The sequence below is a fragment of the Acidisoma sp. S159 genome (assembly GCF_009766125.1).
Classification (GTDB): Bacteria; Pseudomonadota; Alphaproteobacteria; order Acetobacterales; family Acetobacteraceae; genus Acidisoma.
In genome coordinates this window covers 497224-524061 of the sequence record NZ_LMUG01000059.1, presented here as the reverse complement: position 1 = coordinate 524061, position 26838 = coordinate 497224, and the positions used below count along the sequence as shown (strand labels likewise).

25 protein-coding genes are annotated in these 26838 nt (G+C 64.0%); 5 read left to right on the top strand and 20 right to left on the bottom strand.

The features are described 5' to 3' along the window. Positions 1–642 precede the first annotated feature (642 nt). The 12 genes from GSQ92_RS19215 to GSQ92_RS19160 all read right to left on the bottom strand — a co-directional run bounded on the left by GSQ92_RS19215 (position 643) and on the right by GSQ92_RS19160 (position 13426). Positions 643–1173, bottom strand: a complete 531-nt coding sequence (locus GSQ92_RS19215; protein ID WP_158804690.1) for a hypothetical protein — start codon at positions 1171–1173, stop codon at positions 643–645. A gap of 424 nt (positions 1174–1597) precedes the next feature. After that, entirely contained in the window at positions 1598–3073 is a 1476-nt protein-coding gene (locus GSQ92_RS19210) for a M81 family metallopeptidase (RefSeq protein ID WP_158804691.1), read from the bottom strand. Positions 3074–3120: 47 nt separating this feature from the next. Then, entirely contained in the window at positions 3121–3612 is a 492-nt protein-coding gene (locus tag GSQ92_RS19205; protein ID WP_158804692.1) for a YbhB/YbcL family Raf kinase inhibitor-like protein, read from the bottom strand. Positions 3613–3642: 30 nt separating this feature from the next. Further along, positions 3643–4194, bottom strand: a complete 552-nt coding sequence (locus GSQ92_RS19200; RefSeq protein ID WP_158804693.1) for a methylated-DNA--[protein]-cysteine S-methyltransferase — start codon at positions 4192–4194, stop codon at positions 3643–3645. Next, entirely contained in the window at positions 4175–5671 is a 1497-nt protein-coding gene (locus GSQ92_RS19195) for an AlkA N-terminal domain-containing protein (protein WP_159013846.1), read from the bottom strand. The genes GSQ92_RS19200 and GSQ92_RS19195 overlap by 20 nt, the downstream gene beginning before the upstream one ends. Before the next feature lie 98 nt (positions 5672–5769). After that, positions 5770–7626, bottom strand: coding sequence for a hypothetical protein (locus GSQ92_RS19190; protein ID WP_158804695.1), 1857 nt, complete (start codon positions 7624–7626; stop codon positions 5770–5772). 55 nt (positions 7627–7681) lie between these two features. Beyond that, positions 7682–8659 carry a lysylphosphatidylglycerol synthase domain-containing protein gene (locus tag GSQ92_RS19185; protein WP_158804696.1) on the bottom strand — a complete coding sequence of 326 codons (978 nt, stop codon included), beginning with the start codon at positions 8657–8659 and terminating at the stop codon, positions 7682–7684. 219 nt (positions 8660–8878) lie between these two features. Continuing rightward, a complete protein-coding gene (locus tag GSQ92_RS19180) occupies positions 8879–9781 on the bottom strand; it encodes an SDR family oxidoreductase (RefSeq protein ID WP_216850421.1) in 903 nt (300 codons plus the stop codon). Positions 9782–9892: 111 nt separating this feature from the next. After that, positions 9893–11824 carry an acetate--CoA ligase gene (gene acs / locus GSQ92_RS19175; RefSeq protein ID WP_174246698.1) on the bottom strand — a complete coding sequence of 644 codons (1932 nt, stop codon included), beginning with the start codon at positions 11822–11824 and terminating at the stop codon, positions 9893–9895. A gap of 133 nt (positions 11825–11957) precedes the next feature. Next, positions 11958–12899, bottom strand: a complete 942-nt coding sequence (locus tag GSQ92_RS19170; protein WP_158804697.1) for an alpha/beta hydrolase — start codon at positions 12897–12899, stop codon at positions 11958–11960. Positions 12900–12917: 18 nt separating this feature from the next. After that, complete coding sequence (locus GSQ92_RS19165) at positions 12918–13196, bottom strand: hypothetical protein (RefSeq protein ID WP_159013845.1); 279 nt, start codon at positions 13194–13196, stop codon at positions 12918–12920. Continuing rightward, positions 13193–13426 (bottom strand): hypothetical protein, encoded by a 234-nt coding sequence (locus GSQ92_RS19160; RefSeq protein WP_158804699.1) that lies wholly within the window; start codon positions 13424–13426, stop codon positions 13193–13195. Before GSQ92_RS19160 ends, GSQ92_RS19165 begins: the two co-directional genes overlap by 4 nt. A gap of 205 nt (positions 13427–13631) precedes the next feature. On the opposite strand from GSQ92_RS19160, the gene GSQ92_RS19155 reads away from it, so the two are divergent. After that, positions 13632–13880, top strand: a complete 249-nt coding sequence (locus GSQ92_RS19155; protein WP_159013844.1) for a hypothetical protein — start codon at positions 13632–13634, stop codon at positions 13878–13880. 135 nt (positions 13881–14015) lie between these two features. Here GSQ92_RS19155 and GSQ92_RS19150 read toward each other — a convergent pair whose 3' ends face one another. The 7 genes from GSQ92_RS19150 to GSQ92_RS19120 all read right to left on the bottom strand — a co-directional run bounded on the left by GSQ92_RS19150 (position 14016) and on the right by GSQ92_RS19120 (position 20744). Beyond that, the gene (locus tag GSQ92_RS19150; protein ID WP_158804701.1) at positions 14016–14237 is read right to left on the bottom strand and encodes a hypothetical protein; all 222 of its coding nucleotides are present in this window, start codon (positions 14235–14237) and stop codon (positions 14016–14018) included. A 29-nt stretch (positions 14238–14266) separates the two neighbouring features. Continuing rightward, a complete protein-coding gene (locus GSQ92_RS19145; RefSeq protein ID WP_158804702.1) occupies positions 14267–14707 on the bottom strand; it encodes a SufE family protein in 441 nt (146 codons plus the stop codon). 142 nt (positions 14708–14849) lie between these two features. Then, positions 14850–16166, bottom strand: coding sequence for an ATP-dependent protease ATPase subunit HslU (hslU, locus tag GSQ92_RS19140; RefSeq protein WP_158804703.1), 1317 nt, complete (start codon positions 16164–16166; stop codon positions 14850–14852). A gap of 70 nt (positions 16167–16236) precedes the next feature. Then, complete coding sequence (gene hslV, locus GSQ92_RS19135) at positions 16237–16800, bottom strand: ATP-dependent protease subunit HslV (RefSeq protein WP_174246699.1); 564 nt, start codon at positions 16798–16800, stop codon at positions 16237–16239. A gap of 101 nt (positions 16801–16901) precedes the next feature. After that, positions 16902–18689: a DNA mismatch repair endonuclease MutL gene (gene mutL, locus GSQ92_RS19130; protein ID WP_158804704.1), complete on the bottom strand. Its 1788-nt coding sequence runs from the start codon at positions 18687–18689 to the stop codon at positions 16902–16904. Positions 18690–18743: 54 nt separating this feature from the next. Continuing rightward, complete coding sequence (locus GSQ92_RS19125; protein ID WP_254065806.1) at positions 18744–19931, bottom strand: YbfB/YjiJ family MFS transporter; 1188 nt, start codon at positions 19929–19931, stop codon at positions 18744–18746. 90 nt (positions 19932–20021) lie between these two features. Next, a complete protein-coding gene (locus tag GSQ92_RS19120; RefSeq protein ID WP_158804705.1) occupies positions 20022–20744 on the bottom strand; it encodes an SDR family NAD(P)-dependent oxidoreductase in 723 nt (240 codons plus the stop codon). 252 nt (positions 20745–20996) lie between these two features. On the opposite strand from GSQ92_RS19120, the gene GSQ92_RS19115 reads away from it, so the two are divergent. Further along, positions 20997–21884: an alpha/beta fold hydrolase gene (locus GSQ92_RS19115; RefSeq protein ID WP_158804706.1), complete on the top strand. Its 888-nt coding sequence runs from the start codon at positions 20997–20999 to the stop codon at positions 21882–21884. Positions 21885–21888: 4 nt separating this feature from the next. Here the strand turns inward: GSQ92_RS19115 and GSQ92_RS19110 are convergent, their stop codons facing one another. Beyond that, positions 21889–22686: a FadR/GntR family transcriptional regulator gene (locus GSQ92_RS19110; RefSeq protein ID WP_158804707.1), complete on the bottom strand. Its 798-nt coding sequence runs from the start codon at positions 22684–22686 to the stop codon at positions 21889–21891. 204 nt (positions 22687–22890) lie between these two features. Here GSQ92_RS19110 and GSQ92_RS19105 point away from each other — a divergent pair, with 204 nt between their 5' ends. The 3 genes from GSQ92_RS19105 to GSQ92_RS19095 are packed head-to-tail and all read left to right on the top strand — an operon-like array spanning position 22891 to position 26780. After that, positions 22891–23883 carry a substrate-binding domain-containing protein gene (locus tag GSQ92_RS19105; RefSeq protein WP_216850384.1) on the top strand — a complete coding sequence of 331 codons (993 nt, stop codon included), beginning with the start codon at positions 22891–22893 and terminating at the stop codon, positions 23881–23883. A gap of 21 nt (positions 23884–23904) precedes the next feature. Next, on the top strand, positions 23905–25803 hold the full coding sequence (locus tag GSQ92_RS19100; protein WP_158804708.1) for a sugar ABC transporter ATP-binding protein: 1899 nt from the start codon (positions 23905–23907) through the stop codon (positions 25801–25803). After that, positions 25800–26780, top strand: coding sequence for an ABC transporter permease (locus GSQ92_RS19095; RefSeq protein ID WP_158804709.1), 981 nt, complete (start codon positions 25800–25802; stop codon positions 26778–26780). Before GSQ92_RS19100 ends, GSQ92_RS19095 begins: the two co-directional genes overlap by 4 nt. Positions 26781–26838 lie beyond the last annotated feature (58 nt).

Below are 26838 nucleotides of genomic sequence, written 5' to 3'. Positions count from 1 at the left end.
GAGCCTACTGATATTTCACCATCCACCGGCAGCAACACAGGCGCCAGCTGGTTCGGCGTCCGGAGCCGCCGCCCGACCTGCGGTGACATAGAGCTGTCGGCCGCTGTAAACCCTCTCTGCGCCGCGTTCCATTGATCACGCGGCTTTGCCACAACACGCTTGCCGAACGTGTGCGCTGCGTCTCTAGCACTCCCCGTTGTCGAAACTTGCATCGGCGGCCTCTTGTCGTGATCCAAGCGACACTAGGCAACACTTTTCGTTCCCAGCCGAGCCCATCATCCCCATACGACGATCGCTAATATAGGCTCCAATGCACTACGCAAGAAGGACCGCATAGGCCGAGCTGATATAAAGACGAAATCGCGCTTCCTTGAGGAAAGATCCTCCTCACGTAGCTTGAGTGAGGCATCTTCCGGTCAGTCGGCGCGGCGAGGTTTCGTTGATCCACAAATCAACGCGCGCCGCATGTTGCTGTCGCCGAACGGCGGCGTTCGGACATCGCCAGCCTCCTCGTGATCCCTGGCAACCGAATGATGTCGAACATAGCGAATCACGCCTTACCCTGACCGCGAGATAAGCGCTCATTGCTCGCATCCTAAGCCGGCACGCACACAATTCAAAGCTATAGGCTGCGGCCGCTCTCTATCCAATACGATGGGCGAAGGCAGCGATGCTGTCTGCATTGTTCGTAAATTTTTTTGTCTTTCCGAGATATTTCACGATGTCATGTTCAAGAAATTGCCTTAGGTCAAGATACGCCTTGTCTTCCGTTCCTATACAATGAGACGCCTCGTGAAGCAGCGCGAAGACCACCTTTTCCACCGAGCATGGCTCGCCTAAAAGCTCTCGCGCCAAGTATATTTCGCCTCGCCGCGCCATACCGAGCGCGTCGTCGATCTGGCTACTACTACAGAGCTTCACCGTGAAAGGCCCAAGCATACCCTCGGCAATGCTGTCATACTTACTAGCCAGATGCACCTTGTCCATCGCCGATGGACCCTTGGGCCCAAAACCGAAAATCTCCATGCCAGACTCAATCATTTCTTTGTTCCAAGGACCCATGATTCGCCTCGCGGTCTTCTCCGCGCGCTTCTGGGCATCGACCGTGGCTTTGTACGCGACCGCGCCTTCCTTTGGTGCAATTGGTCTCTCATCGGAATCATGGACGATCACGAGGGGGCCATTCGGAAGCTCGCCTCCATAGAGAGCTCGCCACCGATTGTGGATGTATTTATGCGCCGACGCAGCAGATGCCGGTGGTTGCAGCGGCGCCCCGATCCGTTGTCGGCTCGGTCCGCTACCCCTTGGTTCAACTCGCGGCGATACGGGGTCGCGAACGGTCGCGGACTTCCTCTCCGCCGCGTTCCATTCTCCCTCATGGTCTGCCGCACAAAGCCTGCCGGATGGGGACGCGACGCTGTCCCCACGAGCCGCTGTCCCAATCTGCATCACCGCTCTCTTCGTCATGACCGGTGCTGCAATTATCACTTTCAGATCGTGGCCGATCCCATCAACCGCACCCGGCCGCCTCTGATTTCATCGATCCGATGAAGCAATAATGCAGACCCGCACTGGCTGGCGCGATACACATACAAATTCACTCTCCCCTGAGGAAAGGGTCCTCGTCACGTGGCCAAAACGCGCCCTGCCGCTTGGTGTAGGGAAGCGTCGCAAAATCCTGCGTCAGCGCGCCGGGCGAGGACGCATACAGCACCTCCCGCGCGATCGGCGCGAACCCCGCGTGAAAATGCTGGATCGACTTCACCACGATGATGCGGGAACCTGCAGTATCAAGACCCAAGGCGCTCATGCCCATCGGATGAAAAGTCTGAGTCCGCAGACTAATCAACACCAGATCGACACCCTGGCCACGCACCCAGGCGCAAGCACCCAGCGCTACCGGAGCATCGCCGAATAACTGCGTTCCGGAATCCGCCAAGCCCATCACAGTCACGCGCAAATCCACCGGATCGCCGGAAGCCTTCCCGCATTTACCACCGATCCGCAGATCGAGCGTCGCGCCCACCCCGGCTTCCATGCAAAACCGCACCGCCATCGGGTCCCAGAAATAGCCGAGCGCCACCTCCGACAAGCCACGCTCCAGCACGCGGCGCAGGAAGAAGGTGCTGTCGCCTGCCGCACCGCCGCCTGGATTATCCGCCACATCGGCAATCACCACCGGCCGCGACGGCAAACTTGGGGGAATGTCCAACGCCAGATCAAGCGCCGCATCGATGGTGAGGAAAGCCGGCGTGGTCTCCTTGCGCAGCGCGAACAACGCCTCGCCGTACTGCCGCGCTGTTGCCACCGCCAGCTCGGCATCGCCATCCGCGATCGCGAGCATCCTCACGCCAACATCGGCCACATCCCCCCAAGGGAAGCCATGCATGAGCGAAAGCGACAGCACCCCATCGCGGCCCTCGTGCGCGATCATGCGATCGACGAAACCGCGCATCGGCTGCGCGGTCGGCCGGAAGGTGCCGATCATGCGGCAATCGAAAACCGCCATCACCGGCTTCGTGCGCCCCTCCGCCGCATCCGCGATCAGCGTGAACAGGTGCTCCGCGCGCTCGGCGATATCGGTGTGCGGATACTCCTTGTAAGCGACTAGCACGGTCGCCGCCCGCAGCATCGCTTTGGTGAGATGGCAGTGGAGATCGAGCTCGGCGCCGACAGGCACGTCCTGCCCGACGATCGCTCGCACCTCCGCAAGCAGATCGCCCTCGCAATCATCATATCCGACCGCGACCATCGCGCCATGCAGCGCGAGCATCACCGCGTCAACCGGCACGGCCGCACGAAGATCCGCCAGAATCTCGTCGCGAAACGCCTCGTAAACCGCGCGCGTCGTGACGCCGCCAGGCTCGGCGTAGGCACAGAGGCTTTCGGCGACATCCCAACCAAGCGCCGCTGCCCTGTGCCGCCAGGCGTAAAGCTGCACGGAGCTATAATTCGCCGGCCGCCGCGTCGCATCGCCATGAGCAACGAAGCCCTCAGCGAAGCTGAGGGCACCGGTCGGAACCGCAACAAATGTGTTGGTTTCGGTATCCAGGCCGGCGATGAAAATCTTCATGCCGAGCCGTAGTGACAAAAACGCGCCGCCGTCAAAGGCGGCGAGACCTACTTGCCATAGGTTACGGTGAAAGAGGCTTTAGCGATCGTCGCGAAATGCAGGTAGTAGCCCACCTGCGCGCTGGGCGTGTCCCCATTCAGCGGAAGGCTTGGTTCCTTCAAGGCGTGAATCGTGAAGATGTAGTGATGCGGCGCGTCGCCCTCCGGCGGGCAGGGACCGCCATAGCCGGCACTACCGAAATCCGTCCGCGCCTCCACCGACCCCGCGGGCAAGCCGCTCTTTACCGGGTGGCTCGCGCCCTCGGGGATCGACGTCGCGCTGGCGGGAATATTGACCACCGTCCAATGCCACCAGCCGCTGCCGGTCGGCGCATCGGGATCATAAACCGTCAGGGCGAAGCTCTTGGTGCCTTCAGGCGCGCCGGACCAGTGCAACTCAGGAGAGACATTGCCGCCGGTACAGCCAAAGCTCGAGAAGACATGCTTCATCGGGCACTCGGCGCCGTCGGACAAGCTGTTGCTGGCCAGGGTAAATGTCATGCATGGGCTCCGGTAGGTCTGCCCCTACCCTCACGCGGCAGCGCCGAGCCCGTCAAGAGAGCGCGGCGTCAAGGCGCTCGGTGTCGCACCCTTTTCATGTTCGAGCAGCCAGACCTTTCGGACGATGCCGCCGCCATAGCCGGTTGGTGACGCATCAGCGCCGATAACGCGGTGGCAGGGCACCACAATCCCCACGGGATTGGCTCCGTTGGCCATGCCCACGGCACGATAGGCGGAAGGGCGGCCGAGCGTCGCGGCGAGGCGGCCGTAGCTCGTCGTAACACCTGGTGGAATCGTCCGCAGCGCAGTCCAGACCGCGCGCTGAAACGCGGTGCCCGCGGTTTCCACGGCAATGGCATCCAGCGCTGCCAGATCGCCCGCGAAGTAAGCAGCCAGCGGCTCACGAATCGCGGCGGGAGCAACGGCCGTCTCCAGCACTACGGCGCCGTAGTGCTGACGGAGCAGCCTGTGCATCCGCGGCGCATAGTCCTCGAAATCGAGTGCCCGTAGCCGGTTCTCCTCGAACACCAGGAGGATCGTGCCGAGTGGCGAGGCGAAGCGGTCAAGCGACAGCGTCTTCATGAGAAATCCTTTCGGGCGCCGGCGAAAGTCCCAGCGCCACCATCCAGAGGTGTGTTGCGGCATAGGCTCGCCACGGCCGCCATTGCTCCGCGCGCGCCGCCAGAGCCGTCGCGGGCAACCCAATCGCTCGCTGCAAGCCGACATCGCCGACCGGAAAAGCATCGGTCTCGCGCAGAGCGAAAAGCGCGATGCATTGTGCCGTCCACGGGCCGATGCCAGGCACCGCGCAAAGCCGCCGCTGGGCAATGTCCAGCCCGTCCCCGCGCATTAACAAACCGGGCGTCTCGACCACGGCGCGCGCCAGGTTGACGATCGCCGCTCCCCGCGCGCGCGGCATGTTCAGTGCCAGGCTGATGGCATCCGGCGCCACGGCCGCCAGAACGACCGCTGGCGGGAACAGCGCGGTCAAGCCAGCGACCCGCGTTTCGACCAAAGTGCCGAACTCCGTCGCGAGCCGCCCCGCCATCCGGCTACCTGCCGCGACACTGACCTGCTGGCCGAGGATCACCCGCACCGCCAGCTCGAAGGGGTCCCAGGCGCCCGGCACCCGCATGCCGGGTCGCAGCGTCACCAAGCCCGCCAGCGCCGGGTCCTGCCCAAGCCAGGCATCAATCGGCACGGGGTCGGCACCGAGGTCGAAAATCCGCCGCAGCCGAGCGACAATACGAGGCAGCATCCGCAGCGCGGGAAAGTTGATCCGGGCGCGCAGGCTGGTCGCGTCCTCCTGCCAGACCTCGACCGTGCCGTATTGCCCTTCCACGGCAATCACCCGGGCGTAGCAAGCAGGCGATACCTGCTCGACACCCGGAATCGCATGGGCCGCGAGGAGCGACATCACCCCCGCCCACTCATAGGGCGGACGCAGTGGCAGGCTGAGCACGAGACCCGGCTCCGCCTGCCGTCCCTTGGCGCGGCGCATCTCACTCGGCGGCCGGCCGTAGAGATCGCGGAAGACGGTATTGAACCGGCGCAGACTCCCGAAACCGGCGGCAAGCGCCACCTCGGTGAGCGGCAGATCAGTCTCGGCCACCAATTGCCGTGCCAGCAGGTTTCGCCGCGTTTGCGCCAGCGCCTTCGGGCTCGCCCCAAGGTGGCTTTGAAACAGCCGCCGCAATTGCCGCTCGCCAATGCCGAGCCTGGCGGCCAGACCGGCTTCGTCATTTCCCTCGCCCGTCTCGCCTTCGGCGATCAACACCATTGCTTGCTCGACGAGACGGGCGGAACCGGTCGATAGGGTGGTTTCCGGTGCGCGCTCCGGCCGGCAGCGCAAGCAGGAGCGAAATCCCGCCGCCTCGGCTGCGGCGGCACTACGATAGAAGGTGACATGCGCGGGCTTCGGGGTCGGCGCCGGGCAAATGGGTCGGCAATAGATGCCCGTCGTCCGCACGGCGGTGAAGAACCGGCCATCGAAACGCGCATCGCGCGTGATCAGGGCACGGTAGCAAACCTCGGGATCGAGATGGAGCGCGATTGACATGGCCGGATCATGCCAGCACCCGCCGCCTCACGCTCGCCGTTTTCGGACATGAACGTCTCCGCCCGGCGCCGAGCCTCCGCGTCCTTACACGCCCGGAACTAACGCCCAGCGAGCTGAGCCCGCAACGTCACGACCTCTTCCCGAAGCAAATCCAGGCTGACGCGCTGATAGGTCACCGCCGCATGCCGAGCGAAGCGCGCAAGGATAATGCGCTGATCGTGATTTAGCTCGTTGCCCGCCTGCTGGGGACCATACAAGGCGAGCGCCACCCCATGACCGTCGGCCGCCAGCGGAACCGCCAGTGTCGGTGCCGCAAGTCCCTTTGGCAGTCCCTCGCGCGTATATTCGTCACGGCCGAGGCGCAGCGGTCCTTTCGCGTGCAGACAATCGAGCAGCGGAGAATGCGCGGCCGGATCCAGCTCGCGCAACAGCCCGTCGCTCCAACCATGGGAAGAGGCACGCCGAAACCCCTTTCCCGCCTCGCGGAATACCGCCGCCGAGACCAGCCCGAAGGCTTCCACCGGCACCTCGCTCACCAGCCGGTCTACCTCCTCCAGCGTTATCGCGGCGAGCAACTCGTCATTCGCGCGGCGAAAGCGGCGCTCCGCGAGGAAATAAGCGCGATGCAGCAGATGGTCGGTAATATGGACGATGAGTTCATGCGCCTTGCTCATCACCAGCAAAATTCCCGGCGCGGCGATAAATGCCCATAAAAGCTCGGGAATTTCCAAAACATGCTCGTAGCGAATGAGCGTGTCGTGGACATAGACGATCGGCACGGCGACGACCACGGTGACAGCGGCAAGCGTGGTGCCGCGCCGGATCGGTGTCCAAACGCTTTCGACCCGGCGACGCCAGATGGCGATGCCGACGAACCAGGCGAGCATGCAGTTGAACAGGAACAGCAAACCGATGACCTGGTCACTCGGCTGAGCCTCGCCCCAGATCAGGGTGAGCAAAGTCGTGCTCTCGCTGACCTTGGCGAAAATGAAGGCCGGCAGTCCCAGGGCGCAGCCGGCGGTAACCCAGCGTAGCCGCTGATATTCCGCCGGCGGCATTTCCCACCGCCGCGCGATCAGAATGCCGAGCGCGCCGATATCGATGGCAAGCAGAACAACAAACAACCCATCCGTCAGCCGTTCGGTCTGCAAGCCAAGCACATTGCTGAAGCTGACGAGTTGCCCAAGGGCCAGCGCAATGGCGATGAAAGGCAAGGCGCGTTCCAGCCCCCGCCAGCGAGACGCCGTCTCGTCATGCGGGAAACACAGGATGAGTAGCACGAAGCCGACCACCCCGGCAGCCTGGATCAGCGCGAAGATCACTTCGACGACAAGAACCGCCGGCGGCCAGGCCAGTAGCACCGACAGCAGCCCTACCGCCTGTCCCGGCTGAGACCACAAGGCAAACAGGAAAAATCCCCAGGCGGTGCGGCTCGGCCGCCGCCACACCAGGAAGGCCGCGCCCAGAACGAAAATGAGCGCCAAGATTTGGTCGGCGGCGAGCACGACCATCGCACCAACACCCCAGGGCGGATCAGTCGCCGCCACGGTGACCTCGCGGCTGGCACCATTGACGCCCTGCACCTCCAGGCGGCTCGTCATGCCCGGGGGCACGAAACTCAGACCACCGAGACCTGCCAAGACCGCGAGCGTGTCCCGGCAACGCAACGATCCCGGGTTCCAGCAATTCATGACGTTGAGATCCAGCCGGTCACCCGGTCGCAGCCCGGCGCGCCAGGCCGGCGAATGCTCCTCAGCCGTGAAAGGCGCCACGACATCCAAAACGATGCCGTTATTGTCGGTCGAGAAACCGTAGGAGGCGAGTGGCCAAACCAGCCGGCCGAGATCCGGCAGCAGCGTCAACACGCCCCAAAGGGTGAGAAGAACCAGCAGCACCCGTCCGACACTGCCATGCAGCCAGTTCCGCGCTCTACTCCCCTCGCCTAGGTCCGTCATCGCCCCTCCTTGAAAGGGAGGGGCCGGGGGTGGGTTGGAGGCCGCGTCTCCGCGTTCAAGCGCGCTTACGCAGCAGCAACCGCCCCTCCGCCGCCTGCCAGGCCAGCAGCGCAGGCAGCCCGATCGCCAAATCCCGTGCCCGCCGGGTCAGCGACAGAGCGAGACCGATATCCGCCGGGATGCCGAACACTCCGCAAAGCATGATGTAGCCACCCTCCTGCACGCCTAGCGCATTGGGAATGAAGAAGGCGAAGCTGCGCAAGGCCGCCAAGAGGCTATCAATGATGATGCCGTCCGTGAGGGTTGCATCGGTGCCCATCAGCCGCAGCATGATCCAAGTCTCCAGCCCGGTCACCGCCCAGCAGCCAAGATGCACGATCGCCGCCAGGGCAAGCCTTCCCGGAGCGCTAAAGATAATCCGCAGCTCCACCAGAAGCTCGCCCGCACGATCCGCGCGTCCGCCAAGGAAGGGCAGCCGCTGCACCACGCGCAGCAGCCGCGCCTCGGCCCATGCAGGCGCAGTGCCGAGCACCGCGAGTGCTACGACAACGATCGTACCCATTAGCGCGGCGCCACCCGCCAGCGGCAGGATAAGCCCCTGCCCGCGGTGGGACGCCGCGAGCAGGCCAAGTCCGATCGCCGCGTAGGCGATCTGCATCATCGCCTCGATGGTCACATCGACAATGGTCGAGACGCCGGCGAAAATACCGTCCGCTCCCGCCATCATCAAAGCCCTGGCGCCCAGCACCTGACCGCCGACCTGCGACAGCGGCAGAGCCTCGGAAGCAGCGTCGCGGATCAGCCGCCCCCAGCAGAAGGCCAGGTAGCGCAGCCGTTGCCCCGCACGGTCGAGCAGCCACCAGGCGAGTGCGAGACCCTCGTTGAGCGCCAGGTGGATCGCGAGGATCAGCGCGAACCCCGCCACGCCCAGGCGTTCGAGCCCATGCAGGATGCCGCCGATGCCGACATGGGCCATCAGCAGAGTGAGCAGGACGAGACCCGCGATCAAAGCAGGCAGCAGGAGACGCTTCATGACCCTCGAAGGCGATGCGGATGCCGCCGTCTATCCGGAGAAACGACGCATACCGCAATGCCTGTCTTGCCGATCCATCCCTTTTCGGCGGTGTCTCCTCAACGCACCGCACCCACCAAAGGGCAGCATCATCAAGTCTTTGCCTGTCCTCCATCCAGGGGATTGAGGATGACGCGCCTCAGCCACTCACCTCGCTCGTGTCTTCTGTCCGGCGGCACTTCAGGGCAAATGATTGCCGCCCGTCACGCCATAAACCTCGCCAGTCACGAAGCTCGATTCCTGAGACGCCAGAAGCACATAGACAGAGGCAAGCTCGGCCGGCTGCCCCGGCCGGCCGAGCGGCACCGTCGCCCCAAATTGCGGGATCTTATCCTGCGGCTGGCCGCCCGAAGGCTGTAGCGGCGTCCAGACCGGTCCCGGCGCCACCGCATTCACCCGGATACCCTTCTTGGCCACCTGCTTCGCCAGGGCATGGGTGAAGGCAACGATGGCCGCCTTCGTCGAGGCATAGTCGAGCAGCGACGCTGACGGCTGGTAAGATTGGATTGAGGCCGTGTTGATGATGGTGGCCCCCGGCGGCAGCAGCGGCAGTGCCGCCTTGCATAGCCAAAACATGCTGTAGACGTTGGTCTTAAAGGTCTCGTCGAACTGCTGCGTGGTCAGTTCCTCGATGTTCTCGCAAGCCTGCTGATGGCCGCCGACCAGAGCCAGGATATCGAGCCCGCCCAGCGCCTCATGGGCCTTCGACACCAGCGCCTTGCAGAAAGCTTCATCGGCGATGCTGCCTGGTAGGCACACTGCCTTGCGCCCTGCCGCCTCGATGAGGCCCACGACTTCCCGCGCATCCTCTTCCTCGGATGGAAGGTAGTTCAATACGATGTCCGCACCCTCCCGCGCGAAGGCGATGGCGGCAGCGCGACCGATGCCGGAATCGGCGCCCGTGATCAGTGCCTTACGGCCCGCCAGACGCCCGAACCCCTTGTAGCTGTCCTCGCCGTGGTCTGGCTTGGGGTCCATTTTCTGAGCAAGGCCCGGCACAGGTTGTGGCTGCTTCGGGAAGGGCGGCTGCGGATACTGCTTGGTCGGATCCTGCATCGCATATTGATTCTCGGTCGCCATCATCATCTCCGGTCGCGGTTGGCTTCCGGAAATCGGGCGTGCGATAGGCGAGGCAAGAGTCAGGCGCGGCGCGCCGCAGACAACTCCCCGTGTTGGCGCAAGCCGCTCGCCACCCTACCCCGCGCGGTTCTGCACCAGGTCATCCACCACGGCTGGATCGGCCAGGGTCGAGGTATCGCCCAGCGTCTCGATCTCATTGGCCGCGATCTTGCGGAGAATGCGGCGCATGATCTTGCCGCTGCGGGTCTTCGGCAATCCCGGTGCCCATTGGATGACATCCGGCACCGCAATCGGCCCGATCTGCTTGCGCACCAGCGCGAACAAATCCTTCCGAACGGCATCAGTCGGTTCAATGCCGCGCTTGAGCGTGACATAGGCATAGATGCCCTGCCCCTTCACCTCATGCGGGAATCCAACCACGGCCGATTCCGCCACCCGCTCGTCATTGTCGAGCGCGCTTTCGACCTCGGCCGTTCCCATGCGATGGCCGGAGACATTGATGACGTCATCCACCCGGCCGGTAATCCAGTAATACCCATCCGCATCGCAGCGCGCGCCGTCGCCGGTGAAGTAGAGGCCCTTGTAGGTGCTGAAATAGGTCTGGATGAAGCGCTGGTGGTCGCCATACAGCGTGCGCGCCTGGCCGGGCCAGCTATCGGCGATGCAGAGATAGCCTTCCGCCACCCCTTCCAGCACCTTGCCCTCGCTATCGACGATCACAGGGACAACCCCGGGCAACGGCAGGGTCGCCGAACCGGGTTTGAGCGGCATGCCCGGCACCGGACTGATCAGAATGCCGCCCGTCTCGGTCTGCCACCAGCTATCGACAATCGGGCAACGTTCCTCTCCGACAACGGTGTTGTACCAATGCCAGGCCTCGGGATTGATCGGCTCCCCCACGCTTCCCAGCAGCCACAAACTGCTCCGCGCGCTGCGCTTCACCGGCTCGTCCCCGTCGCGCATCAGTGCGCGGATGGCGGTCGGCGCGGTGTAGAAGATCTCGACCTTGTGGCGATCCACCACCTCCCACATTCGCCCGCTATCCGGATAGGTCGGGACGCCCTCGAACATGACGGTGGTGCCGCCATTCGCGAGCGGGCCGTAGACAATGTACGTGTGGCCGGTGACCCAGCCGACATCCGCGGTGCACCAAAAAATCTCGCCGGGCTTGTAGTCGAAGACGAGTTCATGGGTGAAACTCGCCCAGACCATATAGCCGCCGGTCGTATGCAGCACGCCCTTCGGCTTGCCGGTGCTGCCCGACGTGTAGAGGATGAACAACGGATCCTCGGCGCCCATCTCGACAGGCGCGCAATCGGTCGATGCCTCGGCGAGTGCTGCGGCGTAATCATGGTCCCGTCCTTCCGTCATCGGTACCGAGGCGCCGGTCACCGGCACCACCAGCACCGTCGTGACATCGGAGCAACTGGCGAGCGCCTGATCGACGTTGGCCTTTAGCGGCACGCGCCGCCCGCCGCGCCGGCCCTCATCGGCCGTGATCAACACCGTCGACTTACAGTCCTGAATGCGGCCCGCAAGACTGTCCGGCGAGAAGCCGCCAAAGACCACGGAATGCGCGGCACCAATACGCGCGCATGCCAACATGGACACTGCAGCTTCCACCACCATCGGCAAATAGATCGTGACGCGGTCACCCCGCTTCACGCCATGACCCTTCAAAACATTGGCGAGGCGACACACGCGCTCGTGCAGGTCGCGATAGGTGACACTCTCGGACGTGCCAGGCTCATCGCCTTCCCAGATGATGGCAACTTGATCGCCGCGCGTTGCCAGATGCCGGTCGAGACAGGAAACACTGGCATTCAGCGTCCCATCCTCGAACCACTTGATCGAGACATCGCCGGTGAAACTCGTATTCTTGATCTTGGTGGGCGGCCGCATCCAGGCGATGCGGTCAGTCGCCTCGCGCTTCCAGAAAGCCTCGGGATCAGCCGTCGCCGCCGCGCGCAGCGCCTCGATGCGTTGCGCGCTTTCGGCCAGCCGCGGATGGAGCGGCGTTTTTGGGGCGGTCAGATCGTTGGGCATGCCGTCTCTCCCGAACTAGCGGCCGCAAGGCCGCCGCTGGCCGGATCTCGCGCCCGGCTCGGGCCGGAGCCTCCGAGTCCAAAGCTGCAATGTCAAACGCTTTCGCCGCCCGGAAAGCCGCGAAAGGCGCGGCTCAGACCCGCCCGCTGTGAGCCAGTCGTTGCAGCGATGAGACGATCTCGGAAAATGCCGTCGCGATGCGTTCGCTGTTCGCCCGGCCGCGCAGATAAGCATGCACAAGGCCCTCGCCGGAATGCAGCGTCACATGGATGCCAGCCTCGCGCAGCGCCGCCGCATACTCCGCCGCGTCGTCGCAAAGTGGATCGTGCTGAGCGGGAAATAGTGCCGCCGGCGGAAATCCCGCCACGTCGAGCGAAGCGAGCGGCGCCAGTTCCGGATCGCGCGTCACACTGACATCGCCGCCTGTGTAAAAACCCCGGAAGGAAGAGAGCGCCGCCGCCGTCAGCATTGGCGCATTCTCGTTCGGGCCGCCCTTCGCGCGGCCTGGATCAGGATGCAGCATCGGATAGATCAGCACCTGCGCCCAGGGCATCGGCTTGCCGAGACGCCGCAGCCGATGGCAGAGCGCAACCGCAAGCGTGGCGCCCGCGCTATCCCCAACCAGGATCACCGCCTGGCCGGAATCGATCAAATCATCGTAGGCGGCCTCGGCATCATCGAGCGCCGCCGGATAGACATGCTCAGGGGAGAGCCGGTAGTCGAGCGCCACCACCGCCACCTCGGCGCCCGCGGCCAGATCGGCGCAGACGCTGTCATGGCTGTCGAGGCCGCCAAGCACGAAACCGCCGCCATGAAAGAACAGCGCGACCCGGCCGGGGATCGCATCGGGGGTCGCGTAGCACCGCACGCGCAACTCCCGCGCGGGATTTTGCGCGTGTAAGACCCCGTCCTTGGCTTGCAGCCCGGGCGGATAGGGCCGCGCGAAAGCCTCGGCCGTCCGATCATACCGCGCGCGGATCGTCTCCAGCGAATCGTCGGGCCGCGCATCTTTCGAGAAGCTTTCGCTGCGCTTGATGAAGGCTTGCATCTCCTGGTCCACATCGAATCCGCTCACCCTGCCTGTCCCCCCGCCTCAACTCGCGTCCGTGCTGCCGGCCTGGATCTTATAGGCCATTCCCTTCTCAACCTCATCGATGGCTTGCTGGACCAGCTTGAGTGCGGCCTGGATATGGCCTGCCTTGTCCGGCGTCGCGAGGCCAAGCTGCTGGGCCGCGACATTGAGGGCGGTCAGCGCCTTGTCCATATGACCCTGATGGTGCAGCGCACAGCCGGCGAGCAAGGCCCCGGCAAGGCAGGCGCCCGCAAGTCCCGCCAAGCGACCATCAAACCCGGCCGTCCAAACGCGGCTCACTGGCTTACCGCCGAAAGCTCGGCCTTGGCGCTGGCAATTAGCGCGATCGCGGCAGCGGGGTGGCCGCCCTTATTGTCCCTCGTGGCCGCGAGAGCGTCATGGGCGTCATCCAGCGCCTCAAGCGCCTGGGCGACGTGGCTCTCCTCGGCAACCGCTGTCACCCCGAGGCCACCCAAGGTGAACGCCACGAGCATCGCCCCCGCCAGTCTCCACCCGCCCGCTGCCGCCATGCTCTCGACCCCGCCCGATTCCCGAAGCCCGCAGCATAGCGCGACGAACCAATGGCGCCAGCGTCGGATGGCAACGGGATCGAGCCGTTTCTTTACAACTCGGTCGTAATGTTTGTGCGATCTCGCAATGAGTTAAGCGTCTTTAGCCCTTGGAAGAAGCCCAGCCGCCATCATCGGCCGAAATCCTTTGGAACAAGCAACGCATATGACTATCTCAACGACGACAGGCGCTCCTCCGATTGCGAAGGCATCGCACCCGACGGCCGAGACCAAGGACTACAAGGCGGCCTTCTCGGAGATTCTGAAGAAGCACTCCCGCACGCTTTGCAAAGTGGGAGGCGAGCATAAGACGCTTGTTGAGAAGGAAGCCAAAGGCGGCATCTCGCGCTCCGATGCGATCGATGCGCAGTACGTGGTAATGAATGAGGAGCTTGCGCTCACCGACCAGCGTTAGAATCAGGTTAGAAAGCTTGGCAAGACCTACAACTTCTCGCTCGGCGAGCTGGGTCACCTGTTCTAAGGCATTCAACCACACGACACAGAAGATCTTGGACGAGCGCGGGAAGAACATGGCCGACGATTCAAATGCTTAAAAAATTGGCCGGCGGAACAGCGTATCGGGAACCGGCGGCTTGATGACCTCGAGGCCAAATACCTCGGGAGCGCGGGCACCAATGGTGGGGTCGGGCTGGCCAGCATAGCCGACATCGGCGATTTTCGGAGGAAACCCGAGCCGCGCTTCGATGATCCTGATAGCCCGCCACGCATACTTTGAGGCGAAGGGTTGCACTTCTCGGGCACCCGTAGACATGGAGATCTCGGCACGCTGTCGCGGCCGGATTAAACCGCCGCGGCGCGCTCCCGGATCGCCCGGGCCATAGCCGCGATGCCGTTGCCACGGTTGGTCGAAAGTGCCTCGATCAAACCGAGTTCTTTGAGGAACGCAGGATCCGTCGCCAGGATCTCGTCGCGCGGCCGTCCCGAGTAAACCCGCAGCAGCAGCGCGACGAGACCCGACACGATCGCCGCATCCGAAACGCCCGCGAGGAAGAGCGCGCCATCACGCTCCTCGGCTTCCATCCATACGCGGCTCTGGCAGCCTGGTACGCGATGCGCGTCGTTCAGCCATTCGGCAGGGAACGGCGCGAGCTTTTTCCCCAATCCGATGATGTAGCCGTAGCGATCCTCCCAATCGTCGAACAACGCCAACTCCTCGCCGATTTCGGCTATGGCTGCCGCCGCTGTCGGTTCGGAGGCTACGAAGAAAGGGGCATTCGTCATCAGCGAAGTCCCATCCCGTCATGGCACGCGAAGGCGGGGCGGCCACCCACGTGCCATCCACGCCTTGCCTTCGTGGAGTACGGAAGGCGTAGATGCTCGGCCTTCGCCGAGCATGACGGTGTCGTGTCAGCGATCCTCGCCACTACAGAATGAACCGGCTGAGGTCGCCCTTCGCGGCCAGCGGCGCCACGCGGTCGCGCACGTCGGAAGCATCTACCTTCACCGTCTCGCCGCCACGATCCGAGGCCGTGAAGCTGATCTCCTCGAACAGTTTCTCCAGCACAGTGGAAAGCCGGCGTGCGCCGATATTCTCCACCCGGTCGTTGATGTCCGCCGCCAAATCCGCCACCGCGTCAATCGCCGCTTCAGTAATGTCGAGCGTCAGCCGCTCGGTCTGCATCAGCGCGACGTACTGCTTCAGCAGCGAATGCTCCGGCTCGGTCAGGATACGCCGCAAATCACTCCGCGACAGCGGCGCCAGTTCCACGCGGATCGGCAAACGCCCCTGCAATTCCGGCAACAGGTCGGAGGGTTTCGCGACATGAAAGGCACCCGAGGCGATGAACAGGATGTGGTCGGTCTTCACCGGCCCGTATTTCGTCGCGACCGTCGTGCCCTCGATCAGCGGCAGCAGGTCGCGCTGCACACCCTCGCGGCTGACATCGGCCCCCCGGAAGCCGCCTTCCGATCGCGCGCAAATCTTGTCGATCTCGTCGAGGAAGACGATGCCGTTCTGCTCGGCATGGTTCACCGCATCCTTGGTGAGCTGCTCGCTATCCAGCAGCTTATCCGCTTCCTCACGCTCCAGCGCGCGGCGAGCCGCCTCCACCGTCATCTTCTTGGCCTGAGCCTGACGGCCGAACATGCCTTTCATCATCTCGCCGAGATTGATCACCTGGCCAGGTGGCATGCCGGGCATATCCATCTGCCCGATTGGCGCGCCGCCGGTATCGGTCACCGAAACCTCGACTTCCTTCTGCTCGAACTCACCGTTCCGCAGCATGCGGCGGAACTTCGAGCGGGTATCGGCCGCGGCACCCTCGCCGACCAGCGCCGTCACCAGCCGCTCCTCGGCGGCAAGCTCGGCCTTGGCCTGCACGCCCTTGCGGCTGGATTCGCGCAGCATCGTGATGCTGGCTTCCACTAGGTCACGCACGATGCTCTCCACGTCGCGGCCGACATAGCCGACCTCGGTGAATTTCGTGGCCTCGACCTTCAGGAAGGGCGCCTGGGCCAGCTTGGCCAGGCGGCGCGCGATCTCGGTCTTGCCGCAGCCGGTGGGGCCGATCATCAGGATATTCTTCGGCACCACCTCCTCGCGCATGCCCTCCGGCACCTGCTGGCGGCGCCAGCGGTTGCGCAGAGCAATGGCGACGGCGCGTTTCGCGTCATCCTGGCCGACGATATAGCGGTCGAGTTCCGAGACAATCTCCCGGGGAGAATAGGTCGGGGCTTCCATAGGCTAACTCCTAGCGCCGAGGCTGGTCCCGCTCAGCGGCGACCGGCGACGGCCCGAATGGCTTGGTTACTTAGATGGTCTCAACGACGAGGCTATGATTGGTATAGACGCAAATGTCGCCGGCGATCTTCATAGCTCTACGGGCGATCTCCTCGGCCGTAAGATCGGGCACGTCGATCAGTGCACGCGCCGCCGCCAGGGCGTAGTTGCCGCCCGAGCCGATGGCGATGATGCCGTCCTCCGGCTCCAGTACGTCGCCATTGCCGGTGAGGGTATAGGAATGATCGGCATCAGCCACTGTCATCATCGCCTCAAGCCGGCGCAGGTATCGGTCGGTCCGCCAATCCTTGGCAAGCTCCACGCAGGCGCGCTCAAGCTGGTTAGGGAAGCGTTCGAGCTTGGCCTCCAGCCGTTCGAGGAGGGTGAAGGCATCCGCCGTGGCACCGGCAAAGCCGGCAATCACGCTGCCGCCACCGATGCGGCGGACCTTGCGGGCATTGCCCTTGATAACGGTCTGGCCGAGCGTGACCTGGCCATCTCCGGCCATGGCCACCTGGGGGCCTTTCCGGACGCAGAGGATCGTCGTGCCATGCCAGCCGACGGGGTCGTAGGGGTTTTGCAGGGTCTGGGACATGCGAGGCAGATGGGGCCACTCACGTTTCCGTGCAAGACAGCGAGCGGGCAGCGGCCATGCAGCAGGCTGCGGTCGACAGTGCGCGACCGCGGGGACTCCACCTAGCCGCGACGGCCGAACAGCGTCTCGATCTCTCCGCGACTCAGCTTCAGAAAAGTCGGCCTTCCATGGCTACAGGTGGCGGCACGGGGGACCCGCTCCATCTCGCGGAGCAATGCATTCATCTCGGCCTGGTTCATCCGCCGGCCGGCACGGATGCTGCCATGGCAGGCCATACGCGCGATCACCGCATCCAGCCGCTGGTCCAGCGCCGTGCTCTCTTCGGTTTCCGCGAGCTCGTCGGCAATGTCGCGCAGCAGTGGCGTCGGATCGGCGGTGCCCAGAACGGCGGGCAAAGCCCGGACCATGATCGCGCCGGGACCAAACCCCTCGATCTCCAGGCCCAGCCGGGCGAGTGCCGTGGCTTCCGCCAGCAGCCGCGAGACATCGGGAGGCGGCAGATCGACCACGGCGGGAAGCAGCAGCGGCTGGGACGACGGACCGCCGCCCTCCATCACCGAGGCGCGCAACGCCTCATGCGTCAGCCGTTCATGCGCCGCGTGCTGATCTACCAGGATCAGCGTCCCATCCGTCGCAACGGCGATGACATAGGTATCGAGCACCTGAGCCACTGCCGCACCCAAGGGGTGCTCCGCGACAAAGCTCGGTTCCGTCGATGGCACTGCCCGGGCGTATGGCGCGGCTGCGAGCGGCAACTGCGCCTCGGCCAAGAACGAATCGAATGGGCGCGACGCAACTTGGGTCTCAGCCTGAACCGAAGCGGGGCCAAAATATGCCGGCGCTGGCACCACATTCGACCGGCGATAGGCCATGTGGATTCCGGCCCGCCGGGGCTGGGAAAAGACCGAGGCCGGCCGCGCCAGGGACTGTCGCAGCGCCGAGATCATCAGCCCGCGCACCGCCGCGCCATCCCGAAAGCGCAGTTCGGTCTTTGCCGGATGAACATTCACATCCACAGCCGCTGCCGGTAGATCGAGCCACAGCCCCGCCACCGGAAAGCGCCCGCGCGGAATCACTTCCTGATAGGCGACTCGCAAAGCCGTGCGGAGTAGCGGATCCGTCACAGGGCGCCCATTGACGACGAGGAACTGCGCTCCGCCTGTAGCCCGATGTGTCGCCGCAGCTCCGGCGAAACCCACCAGCGTTACCACGTCCCGTTCGCCATCGACGCTGACCAGCGTCTCGGCCTCCTCCTTCGCCAGCAGAGCCGCCAGCCGCCCGCGTCGATCGGATGCCGGCAAATCCAGCACCACCCGGCCTTCATTCTCCAACCGGAAAGCCACCGCGGGCGCCGCCAGCGCCAGCCGGCTGACCGCCGCCTGGACATGATCCATCTCGATTCGCGCCGAGCGCAGGAAGGCCCGCCGCGCCGGGGTGGCGAAGAACAGGTCGCTCACCACCACCCGCGTTCCCTGCGTGCCCGCCGCCGGCGCTACCTCCGCCACGGCACCGCCCTCGACCCGGATAGTGAAGGCGCTCTCCGCCCCCGCCACGCGGCTGGTGACGGCAAGCCGCGCCGCCGCCCCAATCGAGGGCAGCGCCTCGCCGCGAAAACCGAGCGTCGCGATATGCACCAGGTCACCTGCCTCAGTGAGCTTGCTCGTGGCGTGGCGCTGGATGGCGAGGGCCAGATCTCCCGCCGTCATGCCATGGCCGTCATCCGAAACCTCGATCCGCCGGATGCCGCCTTCCTCCAGCGCCACGGCGATCCGAGTCGCCCCGGCATCGAGCGCGTTTTCCACCAGCTCCTTCACCGCTGCGGCCGGCCGCTCAACCACCTCGCCAGCAGCGATGCGGTCGATGACGTGGTCAGGCAGAAGGCGAATCATGGCCATGAGCGCCTGAGTGGCGCTTTCACCGAGGCACCGCAAGCGTCACGATGCTCATTGCGTGGGGATGCGTTCTGCTAGGCGACGCGTCGTGACCGCCAAGACAAGATCTAGGGCGAGTCCAAGCCCAACAGCGATCGCGCCCAAGGCGAATAGCAGGCGGTAGTCCCCGCCGGTACGTGAGAAAAGAAACGAAAACCCATAGGCGGCCGCTGCCTGGCAGATCGCATAGCTCGTGGTAACCGTGCTCCAGGCGTGCTGTTGCCGGGCGAGCTCGTGCGGGAACAGCTCATGGACCCTTCCGAACACCAGCGGCACGATGCCCGGCGTCAAGGCGCCCATGGCGATGCAGGAGACGGCCAGGGGGATGGTGCCGCTGGTAAAGGCCGGCACGGCAATTGCTGCGCACTGAACAAAATAGGCGAGACGCAAAGCGGGGCCAAACCCTGTTCGATCCGCCAGATGACCGGTCAGGAGCGGTCCCGCCATTGCGCCGATGCCATATAGAACCCAGTAGCGCGCCCCGGAATCCAATCCCCGATGCAGGCCGCGCACGATGAAATCCACCAGGAAGATCATCGGCGGCACGAGCGCCACGGCGTTCAGCCCGTATTCGACCACCAGACCACGGATTAGTAACGGCGAAACCGCACGCCCTTCACGGCTAACGAGATGAAGCGCCCGCGTCGTCCCCGTCGGCGGCCAGCTATGCCAACTCATGAGGGTAAGCAGGCCCGACAACACTCCAAGCCCGCACCACGTCTCCGTCAGCCCGCCTCTCAGCAATAGCGGCACAAGCGTGCCGGACGCCGCGATGCCGAGCCCGACACCTGTGAATATCGTTCCACTCACGAGCCCCCGCTTCCCCGGGGGCGTATGAGGAAGAATGGCCGAGGCGGCCAGAACCATGATCACGCCGCCAGTCAATCCCGCGACCAATCGCCAGCAGAAATACCAGGCGAGCGACAGCGGCAACGCGCAGGCGAAGAAAGCGAGAGTCGCGAAGACCATCGCCGCGCGCAGCAGCATTGTCACGGGAAGCCGCGCGGCCAATCGCCTCGCCAGCAGGGCACCGGCCAAATAGCCAGCGAGATTTGCCGCGCCGAGATAGAGAACGTCGGAAGGCGCGAACCAGTGTGCCTCGATCAACGGCGGGATTAGCGGTGTATAAGCGAAGCGACCCAGACCGATGCCAACAAGGCATGCGCAAAGCCCCGCCATTGTCGCACGCCAGGCGCTCACGCTGGATCCGGACACCGCGCGATTCACCACGAGGCGCGGCAGATCACCCGGCCCCAAGCCGCCATCGCGCAAATCACCTTCGGCTGCGGATCACCAATGCCCCGCATTCTGCCCGCCATCGACATGGATGGTCTCACCTGTCACGAAAAGCGCGGATTCGAGGTAAAGCACGGCATCGACCACCTCGCTGATCTCGGCCATCCTGTGCATCGGATGCAGCTTCGCCAGCGCCTCATAGGTTTCAGCGGAATGCATAGGCGTCTTGGTGATCCCCGGTGCAACCGCATTCACACGCACACCGCGATCCGCAAATTCGATCGCGAGTCCACGCGTGACAGTCGCGAGCCCGCCTTTCGTCAGAGACGCCAGCGCCCCCGGCACCTCCTTGAGCGGCTGGCCGACCATGCTGGCCGTAATCTGTACGATATGCCCGGACTTCTGCTTCAGCATCTGCGCCGCCGCGCGCTGCGTGATATGAAAGAACCCGGCGACATTCACCGCGATCGCCGCGACAAAATCGGTTTCCGTATATTCAATGAATGGTTTGCTGAGGAAGATGCCAGCATTGTTGATCAAGCTATCGATGCGTCCGAATCGCTCCAAAGCCGCCGCGGCAACACGATCCGCCGTCGCGGAACTCCCGATATCGCCGTCAACGGTCACGATGCCCGCATCACCTGCGGCAAATGCGGGCGTAATCGCACGCGAATTCGCGACAACGCCATACCCTCGCGCTCGATAAGCCGCCACTAAACCAGCGCCAATACCCTGCGACGCACCCGTAACGATGACAACCTTCTGTTCTGCTTGCATGACGCCACTTCCACCAATATGATTTCGGAAAGACTCGAAGTTCCTAGAGAGACCAGAGGAGGCGGAAAGCTGGCCCGCTTATACCGGCTAGCTCAGCCATGTTCAATCTCACCACGCGCTGCGATATTGTAACGACTGAGTTGCGGTCCCCCTGTCTCATGGCAAATCACCATGTTTGATTTCGGACGGCGAAGCGCGCTCGCCGCGGGAGCGAGCATGATGCTCCTACTCTCAACCAAGGCTCGGAGCGAAATGAAATCCGCCGCTGCCGCGTTCACCGGCATCACATACAAAAGCCGGATCATCGACGGCCACTCGATCTTCTATCGAGAGGCAGGAAACCCCGGCGCACCGGCGATCATTCTCCTGCACGGCTTCCCATCGTCTTCCCGTATGTGGGAGCGGCTCATGCCATCCCTCGCCCAGCGTTACCACGTGATCGCGCCCGACTATATCGGCTTCGGCTGGAGCGACGCACCAGCGCCGGTGAAGTTCGACTATACCTTCGATAATCTTGCCAAGATCGTTGGTGGACTCACGGAGGAACTCAACCTCGGCCGCTACGTGCTTGTGTTGCAAGACTATGGCGGTCCGGTTGGTTTCCGCTTGGCACTTGCCCATCCGGAGCGGGTGAGAGCGCTCATCGTGCAGAATGCCGCCTCCTATGACGAGGCGCTCGGCCCGCTTTGGGACGCGCGCAAAGCTTATTGGGCCGATCCCGCGGCGCATGTCGAGAAGCTGAAGGCCAATTTCCTCTCCCTCGACGCAACGCGATTTAGGCATATTGGAAAGTCGCCTCATCCGGAGCGTTATGATCCGGACACCTGGGCGGATGAATTCGCCTTTCTTTCCCGGCCGGGCCAGGCGGATATCCAGGTGGCCTTGTTCTACGATTACAGAACGAACGTGGCAGCCTATCCGGCTTGGCAAGCGTGGCTGCGCGAATATAAGCCGCCTCTGCTGGTCACCTGGGGCCGCTACGATCCGTCATTCGAACTTGCGGGCGCCGGTGCCTTCAAACGCGATGTTCCGGAGGCTGAGATAAACATTCTCGAAGCCGGCCATTTCCCCATGGATGAAGCACCCGCCGAAGTAACAAGGCTCACAGGCGCGTTCCTGGATAAGCTTAAAACCGATTAGCGTCTCAAGCGCGTTTTGAGGTGCGGCGCGCGCGAAGTTCAGGAACGTCCCGCGCAATACCCATCTCGGAAACCTGCAACCAGTCGCGGGCCAGGTGTTCGCCCTCCGATTTCCAGAAGTCCCGGTCGGCCTTCAGCAATCGCTGCGCCGCACCCTCCAGATGCACCTTCACCGCAGCGCGCGCTTCGTCCGGCGACGCCGCCTCGATCGCCTCGTAGATTTGCCGGTGCTCCTTCACCACTGACGCAGCGAAATCCTCACGCCGAGCCTCATTCGCGCGTGTCACCCGAATAGCTGACCGCATAGGCCCGGCGAACATCTGCACAAATTGTCCCCAATAGGCATTCGACGTTGCACGGCCGATGGCGAGGTGAAATTCCAGATCCTCCTGCACCCCATCGCCCCCTTCGCGCATCCGGTCCTCGATCGCGAACAACGCTTTCCTGATCGCGCGGCACTGCGAGGCAGTACGGCGCTCCGCCGCGAGTCCCGCCATCTCGGCCTCTATCGCGCGCCGCACCTCGAGGAAACCGAGCAGCCCCTTGATTGACTGCGGCACCGAAAGCGACCGGTCGCTGCCCAATGTAACCGCGAGCACGGTAGCGGCGCGGCCCTGGCTCGTACGAAGCAAACCCTCCGACTTCAACCGGGCCACCGCCTCCCGCACAACCGTGCGGCTGACCTGGTATTGCGTCGCGATCATCTGCTCCGAGGGCAGCTGTGCGCCGACCTGCAGTTCGCCCCCCAGGATCCGCGCCCGCAGCGCCTCGGCCAGCTGATCGGAGCGACTTTGGTGCAACATGCGGCAACTCCGCCCTGCCGGTGAGTGTAACCTGAAAGGGCTTGCATCGCCCTGTGGAGGCGGTAGCTTATCATACAACTTAAGGCCGATCCGGTACAAAAACCAGCCCCGGCAGCGCTCGCCTGGCTTAATTCCGGCGGATGCAGCGAAGGTGCCGGCGGCGACGATGAATGCTAATGACATTGCCAAAGGGAGAAACAAAAAATGTCCAAGATCACTGACCTCACCATGAACCGTCGCGGTCTGCTCAAGCTCACCGCACCCGCCATGCTCGCCGCTATGGCGCCTGCCGCCTGGGCCGCCGGAGGAAAGCGTTTCGCCTATCTGACGCCTGGCCTCGATCTCCCTTTCTGGCGCTATCTCGCCAAAGGCGTTGACGACACCGTAAAGGCGGCGGGCGGCACGAACACGACCTATGACAGCCATAACAGCGCGCAGACGCAGTTGCAGAACGCCCAGGATGTCATCTCGCGCGGCGTGGACGGCATCATCATCTCGCCCACCGACAGCTCCACCGCCCCCGCCGTTATCGCCGCCGCCGAGCGCGCGAAGATCCCGGTTGTGATCGCCGATATCGGCACAACCAGCGGCGACTATGTTTCCTTCGTCACCTCCAATAACGGGCAAGGCGCTTACGAAACGGGCCAGGCGCTCGCCAAGGCGATCAAGGCGAAGGGCTGGCAAAACGGCACCTTCGGGCTGGTCACCATCTCGCTCGCCCGCAAGAACGGCCAGCTCCGCACCGCAGGCTTCCGCCGCGCCATGGCGGAGATCGGCATGAAGGAAGCGCAGCTTTCGCAAATGCAGACCTACACCGCGGACGAGACCTTCCGTTTCACGCAGGATATGCTGACAGCCCATCCCGACATGCGCGCGCTTTTTGTCGAAACGGATGACCCCGCGCTCGGCGCCGCGCGCGCAATCAAGGCTGGCCGCCGTGAAGGCGAAATCCTGCTCGCCGCTTTCGATGGTGTGCCCGCCTTCGTGCCAATGTTGGAGAGTGGTGAGATCACTGTCGCCGGAATGCAGCAGCCTTATCTGATAGGCGTTACCTGTTGCCAGGCGATGCTCGACCATCTCGCCGGCAAGACGCCCGAGAAGAATGTTCTTTTGCCGGTGGAAATCGTGACCTCGCAAAACGTCAAGCAACTGCTGCCGGAAATCACCCGCACCGTCTTCGCGAACAACATGGGTTGAGCGAGCGACGCGGAGAAACCAATGGCGCTTCTTGAATTGTCTGGCGTCAGCAAGCGCTTTGGCTCGACCCAAGCGCTATCGGATGCGAGCTTCAGCCTGGCGGCAGGAGAAGTGCATGGCTTGTGCGGCGCCAATGGCGCCGGCAAGTCAACTTTGTCGCGCGTCATCTCAGGTCACGTCCAGCCCGATCAGAGCCGGTTCGTGCTGGATGGTCAGGAGCGTCACTTCACCAGTTCGCGCGATGCGCTGCGTGCTGGCATCTGCATGGTCACGCAGGAAACCACGCTGGCGCCCGATCTTTCGGTTCTCGAGAACATCATGCTACCACGCCTCGGCATGCCCGGGGCGCTCAACTGGCGTCGTCTGCGAGAAGAAGCGGCGCAGCTTGTCGCCGGGCTCGGCGGCGACATTCAACTAACCCTGGATGAAACCGTCGGCACGCTCAGCATCGGCCAGCGGCAGATGGTCGAGATCCTGAAGGCTTTGGCGCTCGATAGCCGCATCATCATCTTCGACGAGCCCACCGCCTCGCTCTCGCCATTCGAAAGCGAAATCCTGTTCGGCATCATGCGTGACCTTACCGCGCGCGGACATGGCCTCATCTTCGTCTCCCATCGGCTGGAGGAGATCTTCGGCGTCTGTGATCGCATCACCGTGTTGCGCGAGGGACGGCTCGTCGCCTCCGGCGCTACCACCGCCAGCATGACCGGCGGCGAATTGGTTCGCTTGATGATCGGCCGCGAACTGGCTGATGTCTTCGCGCGTGGCGATGATCCGCCCGCTGAGCCGTTGCGAACCGGCAAACCCGTGTTGCGCGTCCGCAATCTCGCATCTTCGCCGCTCGTGCGCGATGTTTCCTTTGAACTCCATGCGGGCGAAATCCTCGGTCTTGCCGGGCTCATCGGCGCCGGCCGGTCGGAAACACTCGAAACCATCTTCGGCCTCCGCAAAGCGACGGGTGGAAAAGTCGAACTCGAGGGCGACGCGTTCTCTCCCCGTCGTCCAGTGGACGCGATCCGCGCGGGTGTCGCTCTGGTGCCGGAAGATCGTCGCCACCAAAGCATCGTTCCCGATCTTTCGGTGCGTGAGAATCTGCTGCTGGCCCATCTCGGTGACCATCGCGGTTTCGGCCGCGGCTATGCGGCGCGCAAAACGGAGGCGGAGCGGCTGCTGGATCTTCTCGGGCTGCCGCCTGATCGCCTTTGGGATCCGGATCTGCTGAATTTCAGCGGCGGCATGCAGCAGAAAATCATTCTCGCGCGCTGGCTGCTTCTCAAGCCGCGCGTTCTCATGCTGGACGAGCCGACGCGCGGCGTGGATATCGGCACGCGCAGCAGCATCTACGCGCTGCTGCGGCGGATCGCGGCGGAAGGCGTCGCCGTTCTCGTCGTGTCGTCGGATTTTGAGGAAGTGATCGGCATTTCGGATCGCATCGTGGTGATGAGCGACGGCGTGTCTGTGGCCGAATTCCCGAGCCGTCTCGTCAGCATCGAGAGTCTGGCGATGTTCGCCGCCCCGCGCAGCTCTGCAAAACGAACCCACGCGGTTCTGGAAGAACTCGTTGCGGCTCATGGCGGTGTCGCCTGCTGGGTCGGCATAGAGCAGGACCGCCTGTTTTGTTTCGATCGTGCCGGAAGCGAGACCCGCGCCGACCCCGGCATCGCCGCCGGGCAGATCCATGACGTCTCCACTCTCGCCATGGCGCTGGCCCTCACGGCGCGCGCCCCAGGCTTCGTCACCGACACGGACGCCAAGCAGACGCTGGCAATCGCGATCATGGGCCGCCGCGGCCACGAACTTGGTCTCGTTAGCCTGACGCTGCCCGCCGGAAACCCTTTGCCGGACGCCGAAACCCTGACGCGGCAGGTACAGGATAGGCTTGCCGCCAAGGGCTCGCTCGCTTTGGGGAAGGCTGCATGACGGAGGAGATCGTGCCTGCCGCCCCGCCACGCCACGGAGTGCTGAAACTCTTCGCGACCCAGATCGAGCTTCGCATGCTGCTGCTGACCCTCGCGGTCATGCTCGTTCTGGCCATAAGCTCGCCCTACTTCCGCACGCTCAACAATCTCCTCAACGCGATGGACCAATCCGTCGTCGTCGGGCTCGTAGCGCTGGGGCAGACCCTGGTGATTCTGATCGGCGGCATCGATCTCGCGGTCGGCTCGCTGGTTGGCGTGACCGGTATCGTTCTCGGCCTCTGCTTCCCGAGCCTGGGCCTCTATGGCGCTGTGGCCGCCTGCCTCGTGACCGGCGCGGTGGCCGGCACGATCAGCGGCGCCATCACAACCTTCGGCCGCGTCGCACCTTTCGTCGTCACGCTAGGGATGATGTCGATCGGCCGCAGCCTCGCTTACGTCCTCAGTGGCGCCACCTCGATCAGCGCCATCCCGCCTGCGCTGGGCGACCTGTCGAGCCTCACCATCTTCGGTGTGCCGCTTAACTTCACCCTGCTCATCATCGTCTATCTGCTGGCCTGGTGGTTCCTCAGCCGCGCCAAGGGCGGCCGAACACTCTATGCCATCGGTTCAAACAACGCCGCCGCGCGGGTCGCCGGCCTCTCCATCTCGATCTGGAGTGTGCTGGCCTATACGATATCGGGCCTGATGGCGGCGGTCTCGGCGATCTTTCTGACCTCGCGTGTGCTGTCGATCGACCCGCTCGCCGGAACCGGCCTCGAACTCGATTCCATCGCTGCCGTGGTGATCGGCGGCGCCAGCCTGTTCGGCGGGCGCGGCTCCATCATCGGCACGCTGTTCGGCGTGTTCATCATGGTGTTCATCCGTAACGGCCTCAACCTCCTTGGCGTCTCGCCCTATTGGCAGGGCACCGCGATCGGCTCGATCATCATCGCCGCCGTGCTGCTAGAGCGGATCGTAAGCAGCCGTGCGCGCCGTTGAGCTTTGCACGTCGGAGCAATCGGCATTCATCCAAGGTCGCGGTTGCGGCTGTTGGAGC

Excerpts from the sequence above, each read along its gene's own strand:
- GSQ92_RS19200 (WP_158804693.1), bottom strand. The coding sequence starts at position 4,194 with ATGAAGACGCTGTCGCTTGACCGCTTCGCCTCGCCACTCGGCACGATC.
- GSQ92_RS19145 (WP_158804702.1), bottom strand. The coding sequence starts at position 14,707 with ATGACGAATGCCCCTTTCTTCGTAGCCTCCGAACCGACAGCGGCGGCA.
- hslV (WP_174246699.1), bottom strand. The coding sequence starts at position 16,800 with ATGTCCCAGACCCTGCAAAACCCCTACGACCCCGTCGGCTGGCATGGC.
- GSQ92_RS19115 (WP_158804706.1), top strand. The coding sequence starts at position 20,997 with ATGAAATCCGCCGCTGCCGCGTTCACCGGCATCACATACAAAAGCCGG.
- GSQ92_RS19180 (WP_216850421.1), bottom strand. The coding sequence starts at position 9,781 with ATGATGGCGACCGAGAATCAATATGCGATGCAGGATCCGACCAAGCAG.
- GSQ92_RS19155 (WP_159013844.1), top strand. The coding sequence starts at position 13,632 with ATGACTATCTCAACGACGACAGGCGCTCCTCCGATTGCGAAGGCATCG.
- GSQ92_RS19195 (WP_159013846.1), bottom strand. The coding sequence starts at position 5,671 with ATGTCAATCGCGCTCCATCTCGATCCCGAGGTTTGCTACCGTGCCCTG.
- GSQ92_RS19150 (WP_158804701.1), bottom strand. The coding sequence starts at position 14,237 with ATGTCTACGGGTGCCCGAGAAGTGCAACCCTTCGCCTCAAAGTATGCG.
- GSQ92_RS19100 (WP_158804708.1), top strand. The coding sequence starts at position 23,905 with ATGGCGCTTCTTGAATTGTCTGGCGTCAGCAAGCGCTTTGGCTCGACC.
- hslU (WP_158804703.1), bottom strand. The coding sequence starts at position 16,166 with ATGGAAGCCCCGACCTATTCTCCCCGGGAGATTGTCTCGGAACTCGAC.
- GSQ92_RS19160 (WP_158804699.1), bottom strand. The coding sequence starts at position 13,426 with ATGGCGGCAGCGGGCGGGTGGAGACTGGCGGGGGCGATGCTCGTGGCG.
- GSQ92_RS19105 (WP_216850384.1), top strand. The coding sequence starts at position 22,891 with ATGTCCAAGATCACTGACCTCACCATGAACCGTCGCGGTCTGCTCAAG.
- mutL (WP_158804704.1), bottom strand. The coding sequence starts at position 18,689 with ATGATTCGCCTTCTGCCTGACCACGTCATCGACCGCATCGCTGCTGGC.
- acs (WP_174246698.1), bottom strand. The coding sequence starts at position 11,824 with ATGCCCAACGATCTGACCGCCCCAAAAACGCCGCTCCATCCGCGGCTG.
- GSQ92_RS19205 (WP_158804692.1), bottom strand. The coding sequence starts at position 3,612 with ATGACATTTACCCTGGCCAGCAACAGCTTGTCCGACGGCGCCGAGTGC.
- GSQ92_RS19190 (WP_158804695.1), bottom strand. The coding sequence starts at position 7,626 with ATGACGGACCTAGGCGAGGGGAGTAGAGCGCGGAACTGGCTGCATGGC.
- GSQ92_RS19110 (WP_158804707.1), bottom strand. The coding sequence starts at position 22,686 with ATGTTGCACCAAAGTCGCTCCGATCAGCTGGCCGAGGCGCTGCGGGCG.
- GSQ92_RS19095 (WP_158804709.1), top strand. The coding sequence starts at position 25,800 with ATGACGGAGGAGATCGTGCCTGCCGCCCCGCCACGCCACGGAGTGCTG.
- GSQ92_RS19210 (WP_158804691.1), bottom strand. The coding sequence starts at position 3,073 with ATGAAGATTTTCATCGCCGGCCTGGATACCGAAACCAACACATTTGTT.
- GSQ92_RS19185 (WP_158804696.1), bottom strand. The coding sequence starts at position 8,659 with ATGAAGCGTCTCCTGCTGCCTGCTTTGATCGCGGGTCTCGTCCTGCTC.
- GSQ92_RS19120 (WP_158804705.1), bottom strand. The coding sequence starts at position 20,744 with ATGCAAGCAGAACAGAAGGTTGTCATCGTTACGGGTGCGTCGCAGGGT.